The organism is Streptomyces sp. NPDC056948 (assembly GCF_042674225.1).
GTDB lineage: Bacteria > Actinomycetota > Actinomycetes > Streptomycetales > Streptomycetaceae > Streptomyces > Streptomyces purpurascens.
In genome coordinates this window covers 1-22,580 of sequence record NZ_JBHUQX010000115.1, presented here as the reverse complement: position 1 = coordinate 22,580, position 22,580 = coordinate 1, and the positions used below count along the sequence as shown (strand labels likewise).

Here is a 22,580-nt window from a genome sequence, read left to right as displayed (position 1 = left end):
CTCGCGCTCCTCGGCGTCACCCCTTGCCGCCGGCGCGATCCGTGAAAGTCATCCAGTGGTTCAGCCTTCGGGCGCGTTCCTCGCAACGGCCACAAGCCCTGATGCCCATCGTCCTGGTCGCATGTTTCACCGCGTCGCCGAGGCCGATCTCGCCGTCGACGAAGCCGGGGAGCCTCATCCGGTGGGCGGGCTTGTGGACGTGGTCCGGCTGCCGGGTCCGGTGTCGCGGTTGTCTCACGACCCACCACCCCTTCCGGGCTTCAGGACAGCTGGTCCGAGGCGAGCACTTCCCCCCAGCGCCTTCTTCCGTCCCCCTGATCCATCCTCCTCTCCCACCCCGCCATCCGCATGTCGGCCCAGGAGCAACAACGGGCCTGCGGCAGGTCACCGCCCTATCATGGGTGCGGCGGTGTAATTGAGACCCTGGTCTCGCGAACAACGCGCAGGGACGGCAGATGACTCCCTCCCTCTCACTTCCACGGCAGTCCAGCTTGCGGCTCCTCGGCCAGTTCCGCCTGGAGTTCCACGGCGAGCCCCTTCCACTGTGTGGCAACGCTCAGCGCCTCCTTGCCCTCGTCGGGCTCCGGCGGCGTGTCTGCCGCTCTTGCGTCGCACAGACCATGTGGCCGGACGCGACTGAGGCCCACGCCCGGGGGAGCTTGCGGACGGCCCTATGGAAGCTAGGCAGTGACGGTCACGAACTCGTCCGCTGTACGCAGGAGTCGCTTGCCCTGGCTCGCGACGTGAGTGTGGACGCTCGCACCCTTGCCCGGACCGCACGGGACGTCGCCCGCGGCTGCGGCCCCCTCCATGCCGATCCCCTGATGATGGGGCTCCTCGACCGGGGCGACCTGCTGCCCGACTGGGACGAGGACTGGGTCGTCCTTGAACGGGAATGGCTGCGCCGACTGCGCCTGCAAGCGCTCGACACCTTGGCGGAGCGGCTCACACGGCAGGGCCGGCCCGCCCTCGCGCTGGAGGCCGCACTGGCAAGCATCCGCGTCGAGCCGCTCCGCGAGGACCCGCACCGGGCCGTGATCTCGGCGCATCTCGCCGAGGGCAATGTGATTGAAGCACTCCGGCACTACGAGGCCTTCCGGCACTTGTTGCGCACAGAACTCGGGACCGAGCCATCCCGTCAGTTCACGCGGATGATCTCTGTGGGACGGCGATGACGCCGGGGTGACGGCACAGATCGACGATCAACAGCTTGACACCACTCGAGGGCTTGAACAGGGAGCGCTCTGCCAGGTGACGGCGCGAGTGCCGCAGGGGCATACCGGAAATCCGAGCCGGCCTAAGGCCTGGTCGGTCGGGCGACGACCAACTCGGAGTCCGGGTCGTGGTCGATCTGCGGAGGGTCGGCGACGATCATGGTGGCTCGGGCCCACGGCTGTTCTCGCAACATGAACGGCACTTCCTCCAGCAGCCAGTTCGCCACGTGCTCCAGTTGCTCGGGGGAGTCACCGTCGCGGACGGCCACCAAGCGCTCTTGCTCATCGAGGTCACCCTGGATCCACACCGAGGCGTCCAGCCACGGGGCAAGCTCTTCGCGGATGATGCCGGTGCCCTCGACCCAGATGAAGTCGGCACCGGCGGGGATGGTGATGGATCCGGGCCGTTCGTGGGTGATCCAGGCATCGGGACGGAAGTCCACCGCCTCACCCCGGCGCAGGGGCCGCAGGACGTTCTCGACGAGCACGGCGCCCCAGTCGAAGTAGGCGTGGTTCCAGGCGACGTCGTCGGTATGCATGATCGCGGAGTGGGGCACCACCTTGCGCAGCCGCTCGGCCAGGGTGGTCTTGCCGGCACCGCCCCGGCCGTCGATCCCGATCACCCGCGGACGTCCGGCTACGCCCGGTGATGCGTCGCGCAGCTGCCGGACGGCGTCGAGCACGGTCACCACCCGCCAGCCAACGGCCTCGGTCTCGCCTGGATGCAGCCGCATCGACAACCTGTCTGTGGAGGTGAGGACACACGCCCGTCCTGCCCGGACGGGCCGCCGGTCGCCTGACCCTATTCGACGTCCCGCTACGGCACCGGCCCGGAGGACCGAAGGCACCACGATCGACTCGGCAGGCCTGCACCAAACCAGGCGCAGCATCCAGTCGAACTCCACCCACCCTGCGGACCCCGAGCCGCGCGGCTGTCCGCTCCGGTCCGAGCGAGGTGCCGGCGGCGACTGATTCCCCGCACGCAGCCGGAAAAATCCTCTGAGGGCGCCTCACACCTCGCGAGACGGGTATAACTGGGCGGCACCGGCTGCGTGGAGTCACGAGGGGGTTACCCATGGCGGCGATCGTGGTGGTGCACGGCGTGGGTCGGCAGTATCTGTCCGCGGGCGACAACCACGAGGTGTTGTCCCAGGCGGTGCTGACCGGCCTGGAGACCGCCGGTGTCACCTGGTTGCGTCCCGACGACATAGCGGCTCCGCACTACGGTCACTGGTTCCTTCCGCGAGATGCGGAGCCGGCCAAGGGCGCGGAAGCGGGACTGACTCACGGCGACCTCGACCCCTGGGAGGCGGAGGTCCTCCGGCTCTACTGGGCCGAGGCCGCCCGGCTCGACCCGGACCGTGTCCCGCCCCCCGACGCACCCGGTGACACCAAGGCTCCCGTACATCCCTACCTCCAGTTTCTCGGCTATGCCCTGAACCGTGCGCCGTTCATGGGGCGCGGTGGTATGGGCTTCCTCCGCGGAGATCTCCGGCAGGCCCGCCTGTACCTGCGGGAACGAGCGGTGCACCGCTGCGTGCAGCAGGAGATCGAGGGAGCCATCGGGGACGACACGCGTGTCCTGGTCGGTCACTCCCTCGGCTCGGTGATCGCGTACGAGGCCCTGTGCGCCCACCCCGAGTGGCCCGTGCGCACCCTGGTCACGATCGGCTCCCCGCTCGGTGTTCCGACCTTCTTCCAGCAACTGGTGCCGAAGCCGAAGGACGGTCGCGGCGCATGGCCGGGGTCCGTCACCCACTGGTCCAACCTCTGCGACAAACACGACTTCGTCGCGCTGCGCAAGCGGCTGGGGGACCTGTTCGACGACGCCACCCGGTCCATCGACGACGTCTCCATCGACAACGGTTGGAAGGTCCACGCCATCGAGCGGCATCTGGCCAACCGGCACACCGCAGTCGCCATCGCCGCCGGACTCACCCGGTGAGGGGAAACGACGCATGGCCCGCACAGAACTCGGACGGGGGAGCCCTCATGATCCGGCGGCGCCTGATCGTGGCCGGCACGGGCCGCTACGAACACCTGAACGACCTGCTGACCGTACCCAAGGAACTCGACAAGGTGGCCCGGCTGTTCCAGGACCGGGGCTACCAACTGGACGAGCGCATCGAGGATCCGACGGCCTCGGACCTCAAGGACCGGCTGCTCACCTGGAGCCGTCACGACGACCTCAGCGATGACGCCGTCGTCTTCTACTACACGGGTCACGGGCACTACAACGGGGGCGACGGCCGTCACTATGTGCTGTGCCGGGACAGCCACCCCGCGAATCCGCTGCTGACGGCCCACGCCACGGCGGACATCGCGCAGTTCGTCCTCGATTCCCGCCCGGGAAAGTTGCTGCTCGTCATCGACACCTGCTACGCCGGACAGGGCGCCGACGCCGCCGACGCGGTGGCCGACGCACTGCTCGAGGCCCGCCGCCATGAGGCTTCGCAAGACGGCGGGCACCTCACCGATTTCGTGGTGATCGCGGTCGCGAGGCCCTATGAGAAGGCCCGTTCGATGGCCTTCGCCGACGCACTGGGTCTGGCGCTGAACCGGGTGTCGGTCTCCCGTCGGCAGCCCTGGCTGTGGACGGAGCAGGTCGTCCACACCATCAACGAGATCTTCGAGGAAAGCGGTGAGCACCAGCACGCACGGGCCCTGTTCCGCTCCGAGGCGTTCCCTTTCTTCGGCGGCAATCCCCGCTACCGTCCCGAGGTTCCGTCAGGTGAACTCGACCTTGCGGAACAGGAGGCGTTGCCCGGCCGGGAGCAGCAGCGCACACGCAGGGACGTGCGGACGCACTTCGCCCCGCGAGCCCGCGGTCTTGTGGACGAGAGCGACAGCGGGCGGGGCTCGTACTTCGTGGGCCGGAGAGAGCAGTTACAACAGCTCACCGACTGGCTGTGCGGTGCGGGCCCCGCGTCATGGGGGAGGGGCGTCGTCGTCACCGGTGGCTCAGGGGTGGGCAAATCGGCGTTGCTGGGACAGCTGTACCTGGGGATCGGTTCAGATTCCGCCGGTTCAGGGCTCGGCTTCCACGCGGTCATCCACGCGCGCCATCTCCTGCTGGACGAGCTGGTCGGCAGAATCGCCGAGGCCGCCGGCCTGACGGCGACCACGCCGGAGACCTTGCTCGCCGGGCTGGCCGAGCGGTCCGAACCGCTGCACGTGATCGTAGACGCGCTCGACGAGGCCGGCCCCGCAGCGGACGACGAAGAGGCCCGGTTGATCGCGGGCAAGCTGCTGCTGCCCCTGACCGGCATCCGCTCCGTACGTCTGATCGTGGGGGCACGGCCCCACGTCCTCGACGCCCTCGCCTCGGAGCTGAGCGTCCTCGACCTGGATCCGCTGCGGGCCGGCACGCGCGACGACATCGCCCACTACGCACAGCAGTTGCTGCTCGCCCCGAACGGTTCGGACAGCAGCGGACCCTATGAGGAACACGCCGCGACGGCCATCGCCGACGTGATCGCAGACCGAGCGGGGGGAAGCTTCCTCAACGCCCGGCTCGCCGCGCGTGAGCTGGGGCACCGCCCCCGGGCCATCGACACCGGGCTGCCGTACTGGCGGGAGCTGGTGCCCGAGCCCGGCGAGAGTCCCGGGCAGACGTTCCTGCGGACGGTGGACCGGCAATTGGGGGACGCGGCGGAACGCGGCCGCGTGCTGCTCACCGCCCTGGCCCTCGCCGAGGGAAGGGGCCTTCCCGCCAACAGCGTCTGGCTGGCGATCGCCTCAGCCGTGCGCTCCGTGACACGAGCATCGGACGCGGCACATGACAGCGACCCCGTCCTCGGCTGGGGGGACATCCGGTGGATCCTCACGGCTGCGGGGGCGCACATCGTCGAGGACCTCGACGACTGCGAGCAGGCCGTCTTCCGGCTCTATCACGAGTCCTACGCGGAGGCGCTGATCGCAGGCCTCGACCGGCGTGTCCGCTCTCAGGTGGCATGTGCACTGCTCGATCTCGTTCCACCCGGGACGGACGGCACCGGCCGGAACTGGGCATCCGCGCATCCGTACCTGCGGCGGCATCTCGCGGCCCACGCCGCCGATACCGACGTACTCGACGAACTCGCTGTGGACCCTGGGTATCTGCTGGCGGCCGAGCCGACCGGCCTGCACCATGTCCTCGACGAAGCCGGCTCCCCGTCGGCACGGGCTGCCGGCCGGGCCTTCGGCAGGTGCGCCGCGCTGCTCCACGCCACACGGGACACTCCGGCGTCGGCGGCGTATCTGCGGCTGGCCGCGCTCCAGGCGGACGCCCTGCCCCTGGCCGACATGGTGCGCCGGCAGTTCCCGGACCTTCCCTGGGACACCGCATGGGTCCGGGTGGCACCCGTCTCGTACACCACGGTCGGAACCTTCGACGACCGCGTGGTGGGCCTGGCGGTGACCGCGGCACATGGGGGGCACTCGCTCGTGACGGCGGAGGACACCGGCCGTGTGCGGTTGTGGAGCTGCGCCGACGGGGCATCTCTCGGCGAGCTGCCCATCCGGTTCGCCGACGTACGCGGCGTCCACGGCTCTGCCGGTGCGGACGCCATGACGGGCTGGGTGGCCCTGCGGACGGCGGAAGAGGACCGGAGCCGGATCTGGGTCTACGACGTCGGCGAGCGCCATGTGGTCGGCTGTACGCCGGTGGGGGACTGGGCGGACTGCGTGCTGCTGGACATCGGCGGCAAGTGCGTGGCCGTAGCGCTCGATCTCACCGGTGGTGTCACGGTCATGGAGATCGATACCCCGAGCCGAGTCCTCGCCACGGCCGGGAGCCGGGGATCCGTGCCGCACCGCAGACTGCGGTGGAAGGGAAGGACGGGCGCCCTGCTGGCGGCCGAGTTGGCAGGTGACCGCCTGGTCGTCGCGGTCGTCGCTCAGCACGCTGCACACCGCGGCATCCGGACGAGAGCTCGGCTGACCGTCTGGGAGATGTACCCGCGCGACGGCTGGAGCGTCCGCGCCGTCGGCCGGCGCAGGCTGAGCGGCCGGACGGTGTGCGCCCTGACCGTGCACGACCGCGAGGTGTTCCTGGGGCTGGCCGACGGCCCGGGACGCGCCGCGACGAGATGCCGCAGTGGTCGGCTGGGTGGTCTGTCCGTACGCGAGTGGATGTGGCTCGGCGGACATGCCGGGGCCGCGAGCTCTGCCGTGTGCTTCGTGCCGGTGGAGGCGGCCGCCGGCGGCATGCTCTGTCTCTTCGCGCGCCCGGACGCCGTGGAAGCACGGGACGGCGACGGCAGGCTCGTCGGCCGCACCCCGACGGACGCGCCCGTATGGCGCCTGACGGTGACGGGCGCCGAAGGCGGCACGGCGCGGTTGCTGTCGCTGACCGAAGACGCCTACACGGCGAAGTCATGGCGCCTGAGGCTCGACGCCGACGCGCCGGAGGAGACCGAGCAGTCCGTCGGTACAGGCGACGGATGGGGGACCCAGGACGTCGAGGTCGGCGTGGGCGAGAACGGGCCCGTCGTCGTCACACGGGTCGGTGCCGCTCTCCTCATGCTGGACGGCACGACCGGCCGGCAACTGGCCTGCGTCAGCGACCCGGAACTCAGGCTGACCGTGACGGGCGGCACCGGTGCACCGGTGATCTACGACGACGGCGGGGCGGACGTGGTGATCTGGACGGAGACGGCCAGGACGCCGTGCAGCGCAGTGCTCGCGAAGGCGATCCCGCTGGCCGTGTGCCGACTTGGAGGCGTTCCCCACGTGGCTGTCGTCGACCACGAGTGGGGCCGCAACCGGATAGGGACACGATCCTTCACCGGGGACAGGGAGCGCGTACGGCACCTTCCCGTGCGCGATATGGACCGGATCCTCGTGGTGTGCGACGGCGACAGCGTCCTGGTGTCCTACGAGGCGAACGACCCGGTACCGCACGTGATCTCCGATATGCACTCGATGGATCCGCCCGACAAGGTGTTCGCCGTCGCGTCCTTTCCCGGAGGCGCCCATCCCGTGTACGACAGGCTCGACCACCACGACGCCGACGTGCCGCAGCACGCGATCGGCTTCTGGCCGGACGGCCCGGTGCTGTGTCTCGTCTCCGGCCCCGCGGAACTGACCATCCGTCGCCTTGCCCGCAGGGACACGGAGCCCGAGGTGATCCGCCGTCCGGACGGCAACGAGCTGAAGGGTCTGCTGGTGCAGACCCGGGGCGGACTCCCGACGATCCTCACCGCCACCTCCGACTGGAGCCTCACCCTGTTCCGCGCGGACACCGGTACGGTGCTGCACCGGATCGCGCTCGGCTGTGAGGTGCGGGGCATCGACTGGCTGGACGAGGAACGCCTCTGCGTGCACACCGCGACGGGCCTTCTGTGCCTGCGCCTCACCTACCCGCCCGATTGAGCCGTCGACGCAAGCGGGCGGCGTGGACGAACCGCCGGGTGCAAGCCTTCCACGGCCTCGAGCTTCCCTCGCCGCTTCACCGCGCCACGGTCGCGAGGACATCGTGGCCCAGCCGCTGCACGACGTCCGTGGCGAGCCGGTGCCGTACCAGCTTGCCGTCCCGGGTGGAGCGCACCAGGCCTGCGTCGCGCAAGGTCCGCAGGGCGCGGGAGACCTGCGGTTCGCTGGAGCCGAGCCGGGTGGCGAGCTCCGAGGTGGTGATGGGCTCGCCCAGCAGATGGCGGCACAGCTCCATCCGGGCGGGCGAGGTCAGCGCCATCAGCCGGTCGTGCAGATCCCGCAGGGTCAGCTCCCCGGCCGGGGTGGTGCCGCGCGCCGCGTACTGCACCACCACGCACGACGGATGCTCCCTCTTGACCGTCAGATGCGGCCACACCCGGGCGGACGGGACGAGGACGAGGGGCCGCGGCGCCACCCTCACCTCATCGATCTGCAGCTTGTCCAGCCGTACCCGTTCCCCTGGCCCGACCCGTGCCGCGGTCGGGAGCAACTCGGTGAGCACATCCGCGGGCGAGCGGACCGCCAGCCGGCGCCGTACCTCCCGGGCGTGGTCCTCCAGGAGCGGCCGCAGGGTGCGCCAGTCGTCGGCGAAGAACGCGGTGTCGGCGGCCCGCAGCACCGCCAGCAGCCGGTCCCGCAACTGAAGCGGTGTGGCCACCAGTTGGCGCGCCAGCTCACCGCGGGCATAGGAGCGACGCAGACAACGGCGTGTGTAGTCCTCGGCGGCGGCGGTTCCGGCCCGCAGCTCGTGAGTCGGCGGCACATCCTGCCCGGCGGAGCCGAGAATCCCGGGCGCCACCAGTTCGAGGAAGCCCTCGACGGGCAGTGCCGCGATCGCCGCGAGCTCCTCGTCCAGGCTCGCCGCGAGCGGCACCGTACGGGGAAAGAACAGGCGGCAGCGGAAGCGGGCCCACAGCGGAGCGAACACCGACAGCTCGTCGCGCAGTTCGTCTCCCGCCGCGGCGGCGCGAGCCGTCCAGCCGGCGGCCTCCGGGTGATGCTCGGGTTCGGCGAGCACATGCAGGCTCGCCATCAGTTCCGACAGCGCGGAGGACCCGGCCGCGACATCCGCGGGGCCGAGTCCTCCGAGGTCGAGGACGATGCTCACGGCGTCAGCGTACGGCCGGAATCACCGTACGGGCGCGCCCGGACCGAGCGGAATGCCCAGCAGGTACCAGGCGAAGAACAGCAGCACCCACACCACCAGCATGATCATGGCGACGGGCAGGGTGAAGGAGACCAGGGTGCCGATACCGGCCTTGCGGCGGAGGGTCTGCAGATAGCCGACACACAGCATGAACGAGGTGCTCATCGGGGTGATGGAGTTCGTGCAGGAGTCGGCGATGCGGTAGAGCGCCATGGTGGTGGCCGGATTGGTGCCGAGCAGCAGCAGCATCGGCACCAGCGCCGGGGCTACCAGAGTCCACAGGGCGGAGCCGGAGGTGATGAGGAGGTTCATCAGCGCGACCGCGACGATCAGCAGGGCGAACAGCACCAGCGTCGGCGCGCCCAGCCCCTTCAGGAAGTCCGCGCCCTCGACCGCGACGACCGTGGCGATGTTGGTCCACTTGAACAGGGCGAGGAACTGGGACACGGCGAAGAAGAGCACCAGCAGCGGCGCGATGGAGCGCACTCCGTCCGCCATGAACTCCGGTATCGCGCGGCTCCCCCTGATCCGCCCGGTGAGCCGCCCGTACACGGCGCCGACGAGCAGGAAGAAGACGGTGAGGAAGACGGCGATGGCGTTCATGAAGGTGGACTCCACGATCGCGCCTCCCTCGCCGCGCAGCGGTGACGAGGCGGGCAGCATCGCGAGCACGATCAGCGCGGCGTAGCCGAGCACGGCAAGGCCGGTCAGCTTCAGGGCCCGCCGCTCGGTGGCGTCGTCGACCTCGGCGGCCACCGTCTGCTGTGCCGCGGCGGCCTCCAGATCCGCGTCGGGGATCAGGTGATGCTCCCGCCTGGCGAGGATCTTGTCCACGACCAGGGCGATGGTGCCGGCCAGCACGAACGCCGAGACGGTGGTGAAATACATGTTGTCCGTCGCCCGGACCACCACGTCCTTGTCGACGAGCCGCGCGGCCTCGGTGGCCACGGAGGCGAACAGCGCGTCACCAGGGGCGATCAGCGGGTTGGCGTCGCCCGCGGCGTTGATGGAGACGAACGCGACGATCATGCCGAGCATGGGGGAGCGGCCCACGGCCCGGAAGGCCACCGCGCCGAGCGGGATGAGCACCACGTACGCGGAGTCGGACAGGAACTTCCCCAGCACACCGCCCAGAGCCACGCCCAGGACGACCGTACGCGGGGACAGGCCCGACAGCATGCGGCGGGCCAGCGCCTCGAAGAGCCCCGAACGCTCGGCGACCGCCACGCCCAGCATCACCATCAGCACGACGCCGAGCGGGCCGAAGGTCACGAAGGACTCCTCGGCGCCGGTGAGCAGGTCCCGTACGGCGTCCGCCGACAGGGCGCTGCGTACACCGACCAGGTCGCCCGAGGAAGGGTCCTCGACCCGCAGGCCGGAGACGTTCAGCACCCAGCTGACGACGGCGACGACCCCGCCCAGGATCCAGAACAGCCAGAACGGATGCGGTAGCGCGTTGCCCGCACGCTCGACCAGGTCGAGGATCCGAGAGCCACGGCCCCCCGACTCAGGCTCGTCGGCCTGCACCTCCTGGGTGCGGCTGTCGGGTGTGCTCATGGCGGCCTCCTGTGAGGGCGATGACGAGGATAAGAGGGCATTGCGCGGAAAGCGCCGCGGCAGTGCGAAAGGGGACCCGGAGCCGGCCACGATCCGCCGCGATGGGAACTCGGAGCGTTCCTGGGTTGGGCTGCACAGTAGGTCCCGTGTCCGGTCCCGTCACCGTCCCGCGGAACACTTGACCTGATGACGTCAAGTGATCGCCATGGCCTGGTCGGCTGCATAGCGTCACGGGAGTGACCTCGTACGACACCCCCCACACCTGTCGGCCCGAACCCCTCCAGGGCGGTGCCCTGTGGCGCCGCACCCTGCGGATCCCCATGCGGGACGGCATCCGCCTCGCCGCCGACCTGTACTCCGCCTCACCCGAGCCGGAGGCGACCGCGCTGCCCGTGCTCCTTGAGCGCACCCCGTACGGCCGGCGCGCGCGGCGCGGTTCGGACCAGGACCGCGGCGACGCCCCGGTCCCGCGGCCCGAGGACATCGCCCGGCACTTCACCGAAGCCCGCTACCACGTCGTACGGCAGGACTGCCGGGGCCGCGGCGACTCCGGGGGAACGTTCGTGAAGTACCTCGGCGAGGGCCCGGACGGGGCGGACACGATCGCCTGGCTCAGGGACCAGCCGTGGTGTGACGGCAGGGTCGTGATGACGGGGGTCTCCTACTCCGCCCACGTCCAGGCGGCCGCGGCCGCGGAAGGGGCGCCAGGGCTGGCCGCCATGTTCCAGGACTCGGGCGGTTTCTCCTGCGCGTACGACGCGGGGATGCGGATGGGCGGAGCTTTCGAGCTCAAGCAGGTGACCTGGGCCCTGCGGCACGCGCTGCACAGCCCGGAGGCGGCGGCGGACCCGGTGCTGGCCGAGGCGCTGCTGCGGGTGGACGTGACGGGCTGGTTCGGCGCGATGCCCTGGCGGCCGGGCTGCACACCGCTACGGCACCTGCCGGCGTACGAGGCGTATCTGCTGGAGCAGTGGCGGCAGGACACCTTCGGCGACTACTACCGCACCCCGGCGATCTACGGGCGGGGCTTCTACCACCGCTTCCCGGACGCGCCGAGCATGCACCTGGGCAGCTGGTACGACCCCTACGTCCGCTCCACCATCGAGAACTTCACCGCCCTGCGCGAGCTGAAGTCGGCACCCTCCTACCTGGTCATGGGCCCATGGACGCACGGGCACCGCTGCGAGACGCACGCCGGAGACGTGGACTTCGGCCCGCGGGCGCCCCTGGACGGCAACCTCGCCCCGTCGTACCTGGAATTCCGCCGCCGCTGGTTCGACCGGGCGCTGGGCCGCGAGGGCGAGACGGAACCGGAGGGCGGAGGGGACCCGGATGGCGGAGGGGACCCGGATGGCGAAGGGGACCTCCCCGCCGTCCAGTACTTCCTGATGGGCGGCGGCGACGGCCGCAGGAACGCGGCCGGGCGGATGCGGCACGGCGGCGCATGGCACACCGACACCCAGTGGCCACCGGCGTCAACGGCCTCCGTCGCCCTGTACCTCACCACCGACGGCGCCCTCATCACCACCCCGCCCACCGCGCGCGCCGCGTCGGTGACCTACGACTTCGACTCGCGCCACCCGGTCCCCACCATGGGAGGCCAGGTCACCTCGGGCGAGCCCGTGATGACGGGCGGGGCCTACGACCAGAACGCCCCGGACGCCCGGGTGTACGGCGCGAGCGAGCCGTACCTGCCGCTGGACTCCCGCCCGGACGTGATCAGCCTGAGCACGCCACCGCTGGAGCGGGACGTGGTGCTGGCGGGCCCGGTGTCGGCAAGGCTCCACATCTCGACGACAGCCCCCGACACCGACTTCACCATCAAGCTGATCGACGTCCACCCGCCCAACGCCGACTATCCGCACGGCTTCGCCATGAACCTCACCGACGGCATCGTCCGCTGCCGCTTCCACCGCTCCTGGGAACAACCGGAGTTGCTCACGCCGGGCGAGGTCTACGAGATCGAGGTCACCGCCCCCGACACGGCGAACCGCTTCCTCGCCGGCCACCGCATCCGCCTCGACATCTCCTCCAGCAACTTCCCCCGCTTCGACGTCAACACCAACACCGGCGAACCGGAGGCCACCGCCCGCCGCACCGCCATAGCCGTGAACACCGTGCACATGGATGCCGAGCATCCCTCCCACCTACGGGTGTGGCTCGAAGGAGGAGCGAGCGCCTTGGCGTAGCCGGAGGGCGTCACTCGGAGGACGCGGGCGATGGTGTCCAGCACCGTTTCGGAGGCTTGGATGCGGCCCTGTTCGAGGCGGGTGTGGTCGGTGCTGATGCTGCCGACATGCCACGGTCACCGCTGTCACAGATCCTCGCTACTCTCACCGCGTCGAGAGCAAGACTCTCCTGGACTTCGCCGCCGGGGAGGGCGACGCCGAGCGTCTGGCTGAGCTGCTGGCTGCCTGCCTGGCCCCGACCGGGGGCTGGTATGTCAACTACAACACGGCCACGGAAGCGTTCGTGGTCTTCGCCGACAAGGTCTTCCGCTATCCGCGCAGGCACGCGGAAGGCCGTCGCCGGGCGCAGGATTACGCGCGCTCCATCGGAATCCCCGAGCCCCAGCTGGACTGGCAGGACTGACCCGTCGGGCCCCGCATCACGATCGGGGCCGCCCGACACCTACCACGGCCACCACCTGGAGAACTGCGTGACCGTCGACAGCGCGGAAAGTCGGATATCGGATAGAGGCGAGGGACCATGGCACCAGCGCACCTCGCGGACCAGCCGTGAACCTTGGCTGGCATGGCGCATTTGGCGCCGACCTCGCCGATGGCCCAGTGCGGCGGGGTGTTGAGGCCGTCGTCGCTCGACCACCTGACTTGCGAGCTGGTGCAGTCGTTGCAGTTGGCGGTCAGCACCCCAGGTGAGGTGGACACCCTCCGTGGCCGTGTCGATCGTCGGCGGAATGACGGTGAGCCGCTGGCCGAACTCCGATGTGCCGCTGACGGGGTGTCGGTGACAGGCCTGGCCCAGAGTTCGTAGCGCCTGCCCCTCACCTACGGCGCCGCTTACGCCAACGGTGGCTGTCGCGGCGCCACCCCTTAACGGCTACCGTGTCTGTCGATCACTCCATATGCGGTCGGTACAGCCGCTTCGGGCTCGTCCGGCACGGGGCGATTCTCCACCGCATTCCGAGTGGTCGCAGTCCCGGGAGGCTCGCTTCCCTTCGCGACCGGTTTCGCCGTGCCTCCCTGTCTCCGCTCGAGCATGCCCAGCGCCACCCCGACGATGATGATCACGCCGCCCGTCACCTGGGCGAGCCGGATGGACTCCCCGTTGATCACGACGGCGCCGATGACACCGAAGACGGGGACCAGATTGAGGATGTTGACCGCGACGCTCGAAGCCATCCTGCGCAGGCCGTAGTTGTAGAGCAGGAAGCCGCCGACCGAGCATGCCACGGCCAAGTAGACCAGCAGCGATGAGGCAGTCGCGCCCGGCATCCGCCAGTCGTCGGCCTCCAGCAGGGACGCGAGCAGGAAGCCGGCCGCGCCCGCCAGGGTCTGGTAGTAGGTGACGCTCGCGGCGTTCTGGCCGGCGCTCGCGCGCTTGCCGAGCACGTTGTAGCCGGCCCAGGCCAGCCCACCGAGCAGCAGCAGGATGTCCCCCAGCCAGCGCGAACTGCCGCCGACCTCGGCTCCGTTGCGTACGACGAGGAAGGCGCCGAAGGTGGCCAGCAGCACGCCCGTCACCCTCAGCAGCGGCATCCGGCTGCGGAAGACGACCAGTTCCACCACCATCGTCATCAGCGGGTACGTGGCCACGATCAGCGACGCGTCGGATGCCGTGGAAAGGTCGACGCCGACGTTCTCCAGGATGAAGTAGACGGTGATGCCGAGGAACCCGCTCAGGTAGAGCTGCCGCCGCTGCCGCGGGTCCGGCCGGGCCGGACGGTGCCGGCTCAGCCGTACCATCACGCTGAGAAGTAACGCCGCGAGCGTGAACCTGATGGCGCCGATACTGAGCGGGCTGACATCCTCCAGCACCTTCTTGGTCACCGCGTACGAACTGCTCCAGAACAACGCGGCCGCCATGACTGCGCACACCGCCCACGCCGTGGGTCCCCGTTTACCCATACCAAGTCGCCCTTCACTACTTACTGCCGCCGACCACGCCGTGACCGAACGAACGTCAGTAATTTAGGCTGGAGGCTAACAAGGTCATCGATGATGGCGCGAATAGTCCGAATTAGCTTCGGAATTCTGCGGGGTGAGGCGAGCATGGACGAACTAGATTCGGCGTTGGTGCGGATGCTCCAGGAGGACGGTCGGCGCACTAACCGGGACATGGCCGAGGAACTCGGTATCGCCCCGTCCACGTGTCTGGAGCGAATCCGGTCGCTGCGCAGGAGCGGCATCCTGACGGGATTTCACGCGGAGGCGGACCTCGCGGCGATCGGCCGCGGGCTGCAGGCGATGATCGCTGTCCGGATCCGCCCGCCGACACGTGCGGCGATCGAGGCCTTCCAGGCCTTCCTCGAGGCAATGCCCGAGGTCATCTCGGTCTTTGTTCTCACCGGGACCGACGACTTCCTCGTGCACGTCGCCGTCCGGGACACCGACCATCTGCACGCAGTGGTCCTGGACAAGCTGACGAAGCGCCCGGAACTGGCCGACGTGCGGACGTCGGTGGTCTACGCGCACATGCGCAAGAAGGTCATCGGTCCGGCGTGAGACCGGCCCGGTGGCGCGCGCGAGCGCCTGGACTGGAAGACCGTCATCCCCGGCTCGTGGGGTGGATCGAGGGATGCTGGTGACACCATGCGGATGTTCTGTGTCCTCGCCGTCCTGGTGGGCGCGAACCTGCTCAACAATTGGCTCGCGCCCGGCGCCTACGTGCCCACCTGCGTGGTCGCGGCTGCCGCGCTGCTGCTGATCGCCCGGTGGGACGGTCTCACCCGCGCCGATCTCGGGCTCGATACGGCTGCCTTGTATCAGGGGCTGCGGTGGGCATCGGTTCTGGTGGGCGCGGTTCTTGCCGTCTTCTTGGTCGGGCTTGCTCTGCCCGTCACCAGGGAGGCGTTCGAGGACGAGCGCGCCGCGGGCCTGCCCCTTGGGCAGCTGCTTTGGCGAGTGCTGGTCCGGGTGCCGGTCGGCACCGTGCTGCTGGAGGAGGTCGCCTTCCGCGGTGTCTTGTGGGCCATGGTGCGGCGTCGGCGTGGTACCGCGTGGGCCACGGCTGTGTCGTCGTTGCTGTTCGGGCTCTGGCATGTGCTTCCCTCGCGCGGGCTGAGCCGGGCCAACGCGGCCGCTGCGGTCCTCGGCACGGGGCCGGCAGGCAGCGCGCTGTCGGTCGCGGCCGCCGTTGTCGCCATGACCGCAGCCGGGGTCGTCCTGTGCGAGCTGCGGCGCCGGTCCGGAAGTCTGCTGGCGCCCGCGGCGCTGCACTGGGCCGTCAACGGCTTCGGCTATGTGCTGGCCTGGGCAGTACCTCGGTGGAGGGACGAGGGCTGAAGCCGCAGTGCTGGATCACCTTCGGAACCACGACTGGACTGCCCAGAGATCGTCGGCGGCGTCTGCCGCTACGGCTCGCCGGGCCGGGAAGACTGGCCCGTCATCGGCCGGCCATCGTCGAGAAGGATCGCGCCGACCGCGCATGGTCTTCGGCGGGTGCGAATCGTTCCTGCGGTGAAGATCATCGGCCGTGCGGGTGACCCCAGCCGCTTAACGTCCCCGTGGGCGTGCGGGGAGCCGGTAGAACGCGGGGGTTGTTCCGTCACGCTGAAGGGTGGCCGTAGTGAGCCGAGGCTTGATCGTCGTGGACGTGCAGAACGACTTCTGCGAAGGAGGCAGTATCCCCGTAGCGGGTGGTGCGCGGATCGCGACCAAGATCGCCGACCTCGTGGAGCAGACCGCGGGCCGTGACTACCAGTACATCGTCGCCACGCGCGACCACCACATCGACCCCGGGGGTCACTTCTCCCAGACCCCGGACTTCAAGGACAGCTTCCCCGTCCACTGCGTGGCAGGAAACGAAGGCAGCGAGTTCCACCCTCACTTCGCCCCCACCGTCACCGGCGGAAAGGTCGACGCCGTCTTCTGCAAAGGTGCCCACAGCGCCTCCAAGAGCGGTTTCGAAGGAGCCGACGAGGAAGGAATCCCCCTCGCGGACTGGCTGCGCGCCCGCGGCGTCGAGGACGTCGACGTGGTGGGCATCGCCACGGACCACTGCGTGCGTGCCACCGCGCTGGATGCCGTGAAGGCCGGCTTCCGGGCACGGGTACGCCTGGACTACTCCGTCGGAGTCGCCCCGGACACGACAGCCGCGGCCGTCGACGACTTCCACCAGGCAGGTATCGCCGTATCCGGCCAGGCACCCGCCCCGCAGTAGCCCGCGAGGCGTTGAGCCTCAGCCGCGCGTCGGATCGTGGATCACGCCGCTGGTGCGGGACGGCTGGCCGAAGGCTGAGTAGGGCGGCTCCTGCTGCCCAGGTCTCTGCGAAGCGGAGTGCGGGCGGGGCCGGGGGAGAGGGAGGTGTTGCCGGTCAGGTATCGGAGGGAGTTGGCGTGCTGGGGGTTAGGCACCGGCAATGTGTCAGTGGGGAGCGGAGGTGCGGCTCCGTGGCCGCAGTCGACGGTGGAGTGTCCGATAGGCGGCAGAGGGATGCTCAGCGGATCGCCTTTGCTGTGGTGGCGACGGCGGTCATCGGCCTGGTGGTGATGACTTCGGGGGCGGGTCAGCCGTGTCGTGTTCGATGTTCACCACTTTGGACAGCACCTACCGCCTGCGTGGGAGGTCGGTTGTCGGAGGTGGTCGGTGTTGTGCTGACTCGTCGGGTTTCCACGGGTCCGGGCAGGTGGGACTGACCGCGCGCGCTCAATCAGCGTGTCTGACAATGCTGGTCGCTGCGGCCTCGCTGTCGCGGTCCGCAGGGTTCCGCGGCTGTTCGCGTGAGCGGCGGTGGGTGGGTGTGGGGGTGGTGAGGACGGCGAGGCAGGCGATGACGAGTGCGATGCCCATCCAGCCGGTGGCGGGGAGGCGTTCGCCGACGACCAGGACGGCGAGGACGGCCGCGATGGCCGGTTCGAGCAGGGACAGGGTAGTGGCGGTGCTGGCGGGTACGTGGACGAGGCCCCAGCCAAAGAGGACGTAGCCGGCGAACATGGGGACGAGAGCCATGTAGGTGCCGACGGCGGCGTTGGGCCAGGAGGCGACGAGCGGGGCACCCGTGGCGATGAGGACGGGCAGGAGGAGCAGTCCACCGAATCCGAAGACGGCGCCCATCGCCGCCCGGGAGGGGATCTGGTGGGTGATGAGCCGGTGGGCCGCCCAGGAGTAGAGGGCGTACGTGGCGGCGGCGACGAGGCCGAGGCCGATGCCGAGCAGCGTGCCCGCCATGGAGGTGCGGCCCGTGCCGTCGGTGGCGTGGGCGGCTTCGGCGGCGCACAGCAGGGCGGTGCCGAGCAGGCCGAGGGTGGCGGCGAGGGTCCAGCGGCGGGTGAGGCGGCGGCCGTCCACGACGCGCTCGATCAGGGCCGAGGCGAGCGGGGCGGTGCCGATCGACACGACGGTGCCGACGGCGACTCCGGCCAGGTGCATGGAGCTGTAGAACGCCAGTGGGTAGACCGCCACCGAGGCGGCGCCGAGCAGGACCGTGCCGCGCTGGTCGCGCAGCCGGGATGCGTGGCGAGCGATCTGCGGGGCGGCGACGAGGGCCTGGAGCAGTCCACCGAGGCCCATGGCAATGGCCCCGATCGCGAGGGGGCCCACGTCCGGGGCAAGGGTGGCGGCCGTGCCCGTCGTCCCCCACAGCATGGAGGCGGCCAGCACGCACAGTGCCCCCATTCCCGTGGACCGGCCGCGGGCGATGCCCTTCACAGCCGGTCCAGCAGGGCCGCGGCCATCGAGCGGGCGTGCTGCACACGTTCGCCGTCGCCCTCCAGGCCGGCGCGGGCCATCGCGCCCTCCAGGAGGAAGGAGAGGTGCTCGGCCGTCGCGCGGGCCTCGCCGGGCCGGCCAGGCAGCAGCTGTTCCAGGTGGCCGATGATCAGGTGCTCGACTTCCTCCTTGTGTGCGCGAACCACGGCCCGGCCCTCGTCGCCGGCCGGGAGCTCGGCCGCGGCGTTGAGCAGCCCGCAGCCGCGGAAGCCGTGCTCGTACGCGAAGGCCGCGTGATCGGCGTACGCGTCGAAGACCGCCAGCACGCCCTCACGAGGGCCGTCGGCGTACTCCAGCCGGGCGCGGTACAGGCCAAGCCACTCCTCGTGCCGGGCGTCCAGGTAAGCCCGGACCAGGTCGGCCTTGGAGGAGAAGTTGTTGTACAGGCTCATCTTCGCCACGCCGGCCTCGGCCGTGATCGTGTCGATACCGGTCGCCGCCACACCGTCGGCGTAGAAGCGGCGGGCCGCCGCCTCCAGGAGCCGTTCCCGGGCCGGTCGCCGCCGTCCGCTCCCCGCCATGCTCACGTCGGTCTCGCTCATCACAGTCCAAACTAGGTAGGTAGGTCTACCTAGCATAGGGTGGGGGTCGGAATCGCGGAAGTCGAGCAGACGACCTGACCGCGCCGGCCGCGGACCTCGCCGAGCAGCAGCGGCTGCACGTGGTGGACCGCCGGACGCCGGCCGCGTGGGCGTCGGGCTCTCGGCCACTGTGGGAGCTGCTGCGGGCCGTTCCACCGCCCAGGCGGCCAACGTCCCTGAGCTGAACTGGGCCGCTCGTCGGCCTCGGTCATGGGGCCGTCTTCCGCGTGTCTGCGACCGGAGGATCAGCCGAGGATGCGGAGCTCAATGTCGGGCTGGCAGCGGGGGCAGGCGGGCAGTCCGGAGGTCAGGAGCCGGCGCGCTTCGTCGCGGTCGACGGGGCGGCCGGCGGTTGCCTGCGGTGTAGCAGTCGCCGGCATGTACCTGGACGGACGGGCATCCGGTGCCGATGCCGAGCTGACGATCCACTCCGGCCAGGCGGGCCGGACGCGCCGGGCGTGGTCCTGATCGGTCAAGGCTGGATGGAGTCAGGGAGTGTCCTGGCGGAGTCGGTGCCCGTCAGCTTTGGGTGACGTCCTCGGATGCCGCCCGGGCGAGGGTGTCCGCCACCGTCGTGCATGCGAGCCGGACCACGGAGCGCAGCTCGGCATCCGAGGCGCCGGCCCGGCTCAGTACGGCCAGCGACTGGTTGACAGCGACGACAAACGTGGCGAGCTCGTCGAGTGTTTGCCTGTCGGCCGAGGAGTCCGCCAGTGCCGCACGTACCCGTTGGCGCTGTATGTCGAGCAGGCCACGCACCTGCGCGCTGTTCTCCTCCTTCAGCGTCAGTGACTGCGCGGCGGACTGGGCGATGAGGCACCCCACGGGGACCGACGGGTCAGCGATACGGTCCAGGATGACGTCGAAGAACGCCTCGACTGCGCGCACCGGATCACCGGGATGCGCCGCGAGCGCCTGCTCGTACTGTGCGCCGTAGATCGACGAATAGCGGTCGAGGCACTTGCCGAAGAGCGCGTCCTTGTTGCCGAAGGCGCCGTAGAGGGAGCCGCGGCCGAGGCCGGTGGCCGAACCGAGGGCATCGAGTGAGGCATCCGCGTACCCGCGCTGCCAGAACACCCGCATGGCCTGGTCCAGGGCCGCACTGATATCGAACTGCTTTCGGCCGGACACGGCGTGCACCTCCTCCTTCACGTCCCTGTCATGTCTCTGCCGTGAGCCTACTCGCATCTTGGATCGATCGGTCGCATTATCTTTGACCGATCGATCCAAGATGGTTAGCGTGAAGATCCGGTCGCGGGCCTCGCCCCGGCCGACACACCGAACCAGCACACCCGACACCGATGGAGGAAAACCATGACTGACCCTGCAATCACCGCCCGAGTCTCCGACAACCCTGTCCGCGACCTGCCACTGCGCGACCTGGCCGACTTCACCCACCGCTGGGTCGACGCGGGCGGTATCCGACTGCATGCGGTTGAGGGCGGTCAGCCGAACGGCCCAGCCGTCGTGCTGCTCGCTGGATTCCCGCAGACCTGGTGGGCATGGCGAAAGGTGATGCCCCACCTGGCCGACCGATTCCACGTCATCGCGATCGACCTGCCAGGCCAGGGGCACTCCGAACGCCCGGACGCCGACTACGACACGCACACGGTCGCCGCGTACGTCCACGCCACGGTGAAAGCGCTCGGAGTTTCGACATACTGGCTGGTCGCCCACGACATCGGAGCGTGGGTCGCTTTCTCCCTCGCCTTGAAGTACGAGAGCCGGCTGCGTGGCGTCGCACTGCTCGACGCCGGAATCCCGGGCATCACACTCCCCGACGCCATCCCGACCGACCCCGAGGTGGCGTGGAAGACTTGGCACTTCGCATTCCATCTCGTGCCCGACCTGCCCGAGACACTGCTCTCAGGCCGCGAACGCGAGTACGTCGGCTGGTTCCTGAAGGCCAAAACCCTCTCCCCCGACACCTTCGACGACGCCGAGATCGAGCAGTACGCCGCGGCCATCGCCGCTGACGGCGGACTCCGCGCCTCCCTGGCCTACTACCGAGACGCCGCTGAATCGGCGCGAAAGAACCACAAGGCCCTTGAGCAACAGCACCTGACGGTGCCGGTTCTCGGGATTGCCAGCAGCCACGGCTCCATCCCTGACATGGCAGCGTCCCTCAAGCCGTGGGCCGACAACATCACCGGGATTGTCGTGCCGGACGCAGGACACTTCATCCCGGACGAACAACCTGACGCCGTCGCCGCCGCTCTGGCCGACTTCATCGAGGCAACCCGGCGCCCGCAGCCGGGGGCCCGGTGGTGAACGCGGTTTCCAGTGCGGAGTCGAGGGCGAGTGCGCGCGAGGCCAGGTCCGACCCGGATGAGGCGGGCGGGTCCGTGGTGACCGAGCCGATGACGGTGTCCCGCAGGCGAGGGCAGGACGGCACCCGGTGGCCGCCGCGTCGCTGGGCGAGATTCTCCGGCTTCAGGTGCGTGCGGACATCCCCGCTATGAGCCGGTACGAGCAGAGGTACGGCCTCATCTCCGAGGGCAAGATCACGGGATGGGAGGAAGCGCTTCAGCCGTTGCGCGGGGCGACCAGGCCGGATTCGTAGGCCAGAACCACGAGTTGGGCCCGGTCACGGGCGTGGAGTTTGGTCATGGCCCGGTTGATGTGGGTTTTCGCGGTCATCGGGCTGATCACCATGTGCTCGGCGATCTGGTCGTTGGACAGGCCCTGTGCGGCCAGGGCGACCGCTTCGCGTTCGCGGCTGGTCAGCTCCTCCAGTGCGGCGCGGGTGGTGGGGAGCGGCTGGGCAAGGTAACGGTGGATCAGTTTGCGGGTGATGGACGGGGCGAGCAGGGCGTCGCCGCGGGCGGCTACCCGTACGGCGTGCAGGAGGTCCTCCGGCACGATGTCCTTGACCAGGAACCCTGCGGCGCCGGCGCGCAGCGCGTCGAAGACGTACTCGTCCATGCCGTAGTTGGTCAGCATGACGACGTGCACGCCGGCCAGGGCCGGGTCCGCGGCGATTCTCCGGGTCGCCTCGATGCCGTCCATGACCGGCATCTGGATGTCGATGAGCGCGACGTCGGGCAGATGCTCCTTGATGAGTACCCACCCCTCTTCGCCATCGGAGGCCTCGGCCACCACCTCGATGTCGTCCTCGAGGTCGAGCAGCGCGCGGAAGCCGCTGCGGATGAGCGGCTGGTCGTCGACCAGCAGGACACGGATCATGATGCTCGTTCCACGGGAAGTTCGGCCTGGACTGTGAATCCGTGCTCGGTGCGTGGCTGCGCGCACAGCCGGCCGCCAAGGGCGGTGACGCGTTCGCGCATGCCGAGCAGCCCGAGACCGGGGGCCGGGGCGTCGTCGGGGGTGGCCTTGCCGTCGTCGTCCACCTGGACGGCAAGGGCGTCTGGCCGGTATTCGATCCGGACCGTCGCGGTGGTGGCACAGGCGTGCCGGGCGGTGTTGGTCAGTGCTTCCTGGACGATGCGGTAGGCGGTCCGGCCCACCGCGGCCGGCACGGCGTGCCGTTGTCCCTCGATCGTCAGCGTCGCGTCCAGGCCCATCGAACGGGCCCGCTCCACCAGTTCCGGTACGTGCTCGAGGTTCTGCGGCGGGCTCGTGTCGTCGTCGCGCAGGGCTTCCAGAGTCGCGCGCAGCTCCCGGGTCGCTTCCCGTCCGGCCGTCCGGATCGCCAGCAGCGTTTCGGGGACCTGCTCGCCGCGCCTGCGGGCCACGTGAACGGCGACTTCGGACTGCACCTTGATGATCGAAATCTGGTGGGTGAGGGAATCGTGCAGCTCCCGCGCGATGTGAAGG

At 69.9% G+C, this 22,580-nt stretch carries 18 protein-coding genes and 1 pseudogene; 9 read left to right on the top strand and 10 right to left on the bottom strand.

Translation table 11 applies throughout. The features are described 5' to 3' along the window. The first annotated feature begins 824 nt into the window (after positions 1–824). Positions 825–1,175, top strand: coding sequence for a BTAD domain-containing putative transcriptional regulator (locus ACFTZL_RS17170; protein ID WP_382582823.1), 351 nt, complete (start codon positions 825–827; stop codon positions 1,173–1,175). A gap of 122 nt (positions 1,176–1,297) precedes the next feature. On the opposite strand, the gene ACFTZL_RS17165 is transcribed toward ACFTZL_RS17170, so the two are convergent. Next, the gene (locus tag ACFTZL_RS17165) at positions 1,298–1,948 is read right to left on the bottom strand and encodes a uridine kinase (protein ID WP_382582820.1); all 651 of its coding nucleotides are present in this window, start codon (positions 1,946–1,948) and stop codon (positions 1,298–1,300) included. Positions 1,949–2,289: 341 nt separating this feature from the next. Here ACFTZL_RS17165 and ACFTZL_RS17160 point away from each other — a divergent pair, with 341 nt between their 5' ends. Further along, positions 2,290–3,159 carry a hypothetical protein gene (locus tag ACFTZL_RS17160; RefSeq protein ID WP_382582818.1) on the top strand — a complete coding sequence of 290 codons (870 nt, stop codon included), beginning with the start codon at positions 2,290–2,292 and terminating at the stop codon, positions 3,157–3,159. A 47-nt stretch (positions 3,160–3,206) separates the two neighbouring features. Further along, positions 3,207–7,568 (top strand): caspase family protein, encoded by a 4,362-nt coding sequence (locus ACFTZL_RS17155; protein ID WP_382582815.1) that lies wholly within the window; start codon positions 3,207–3,209, stop codon positions 7,566–7,568. Positions 7,569–7,644: 76 nt separating this feature from the next. Here ACFTZL_RS17155 and ACFTZL_RS17150 read toward each other — a convergent pair whose 3' ends face one another. Together ACFTZL_RS17150 and ACFTZL_RS17145 are read right to left on the bottom strand one after the other, a co-directional pair. Further along, positions 7,645–8,736, bottom strand: coding sequence for a DUF5937 family protein (locus tag ACFTZL_RS17150; RefSeq protein WP_382582812.1), 1,092 nt, complete (start codon positions 8,734–8,736; stop codon positions 7,645–7,647). Between the two features lie 21 nt (positions 8,737–8,757). Continuing rightward, positions 8,758–10,332 carry an AbgT family transporter gene (locus ACFTZL_RS17145; RefSeq protein WP_382582809.1) on the bottom strand — a complete coding sequence of 525 codons (1,575 nt, stop codon included), beginning with the start codon at positions 10,330–10,332 and terminating at the stop codon, positions 8,758–8,760. Between the two features lie 236 nt (positions 10,333–10,568). Between ACFTZL_RS17145 and ACFTZL_RS17140 the strand changes: the two genes are divergently transcribed. Then, entirely contained in the window at positions 10,569–12,521 is a 1,953-nt protein-coding gene (locus ACFTZL_RS17140; RefSeq protein ID WP_382582806.1) for a CocE/NonD family hydrolase, read from the top strand. Positions 12,522–13,385: 864 nt separating this feature from the next. On the opposite strand, the gene ACFTZL_RS17135 is transcribed toward ACFTZL_RS17140, so the two are convergent. Then, positions 13,386–14,378 (bottom strand): DMT family transporter, encoded by a 993-nt coding sequence (locus ACFTZL_RS17135; protein WP_382582803.1) that lies wholly within the window; start codon positions 14,376–14,378, stop codon positions 13,386–13,388. Between the two features lie 186 nt (positions 14,379–14,564). Between ACFTZL_RS17135 and ACFTZL_RS17130 the strand changes: the two genes are divergently transcribed. The 3 genes from ACFTZL_RS17130 to ACFTZL_RS17120 all read left to right on the top strand — a co-directional run bounded on the left by ACFTZL_RS17130 (position 14,565) and on the right by ACFTZL_RS17120 (position 16,674). Then, positions 14,565–15,017 (top strand): Lrp/AsnC family transcriptional regulator, encoded by a 453-nt coding sequence (locus ACFTZL_RS17130; protein ID WP_382582800.1) that lies wholly within the window; start codon positions 14,565–14,567, stop codon positions 15,015–15,017. Positions 15,018–15,104: 87 nt separating this feature from the next. Continuing rightward, positions 15,105–15,797, top strand: a complete 693-nt coding sequence (locus tag ACFTZL_RS17125) for a CPBP family intramembrane glutamic endopeptidase (protein ID WP_382582797.1) — start codon at positions 15,105–15,107, stop codon at positions 15,795–15,797. Positions 15,798–16,080: 283 nt separating this feature from the next. Then, complete coding sequence (locus ACFTZL_RS17120) at positions 16,081–16,674, top strand: isochorismatase family protein (RefSeq protein ID WP_382582794.1); 594 nt, start codon at positions 16,081–16,083, stop codon at positions 16,672–16,674. Positions 16,675–17,160: 486 nt separating this feature from the next. Here ACFTZL_RS17120 and ACFTZL_RS17115 read toward each other — a convergent pair whose 3' ends face one another. Both ACFTZL_RS17115 and ACFTZL_RS17110 read right to left on the bottom strand, forming a co-directional pair. Next, positions 17,161–18,114, bottom strand: a complete 954-nt coding sequence (locus ACFTZL_RS17115; protein WP_382582832.1) for a DMT family transporter — start codon at positions 18,112–18,114, stop codon at positions 17,161–17,163. A gap of 44 nt (positions 18,115–18,158) precedes the next feature. Then, positions 18,159–18,764, bottom strand: a complete 606-nt coding sequence (locus tag ACFTZL_RS17110) for a TetR/AcrR family transcriptional regulator (protein ID WP_382582791.1) — start codon at positions 18,762–18,764, stop codon at positions 18,159–18,161. Positions 18,765–18,838: 74 nt separating this feature from the next. Between ACFTZL_RS17110 and ACFTZL_RS17105 the strand changes: the two are divergent. Next, positions 18,839–18,988: pseudogene (locus ACFTZL_RS17105) on the top strand (restriction endonuclease); the annotation flags it as partial. 60 nt (positions 18,989–19,048) lie between these two features. Here the strand turns inward: ACFTZL_RS17105 and ACFTZL_RS17100 are convergent. Together ACFTZL_RS17100 and ACFTZL_RS17095 are read right to left on the bottom strand one after the other, a co-directional pair. Next, the gene (locus ACFTZL_RS17100) at positions 19,049–19,183 is read right to left on the bottom strand and encodes a DUF6233 domain-containing protein (RefSeq protein ID WP_382582829.1); all 135 of its coding nucleotides are present in this window, start codon (positions 19,181–19,183) and stop codon (positions 19,049–19,051) included. A gap of 139 nt (positions 19,184–19,322) precedes the next feature. Further along, positions 19,323–19,934 (bottom strand): TetR/AcrR family transcriptional regulator, encoded by a 612-nt coding sequence (locus ACFTZL_RS17095; RefSeq protein WP_382582826.1) that lies wholly within the window; start codon positions 19,932–19,934, stop codon positions 19,323–19,325. Between the two features lie 183 nt (positions 19,935–20,117). Between ACFTZL_RS17095 and ACFTZL_RS17090 the strand changes: the two genes are divergently transcribed. Next, a complete protein-coding gene (locus ACFTZL_RS17090; RefSeq protein WP_382582789.1) occupies positions 20,118–21,074 on the top strand; it encodes an alpha/beta fold hydrolase in 957 nt (318 codons plus the stop codon). A gap of 255 nt (positions 21,075–21,329) precedes the next feature. Here the strand turns inward: ACFTZL_RS17090 and ACFTZL_RS17085 are convergent, their stop codons facing one another. Then, positions 21,330–21,989 carry a response regulator gene (locus ACFTZL_RS17085; protein ID WP_382582786.1) on the bottom strand — a complete coding sequence of 220 codons (660 nt, stop codon included), beginning with the start codon at positions 21,987–21,989 and terminating at the stop codon, positions 21,330–21,332. Beyond that, on the bottom strand, positions 21,986–22,580 hold a 595-nt coding region (locus ACFTZL_RS17080; protein ID WP_382582783.1), incomplete at its 5' end, for a sensor histidine kinase. The genes ACFTZL_RS17085 and ACFTZL_RS17080, both read right to left, overlap by 4 nt.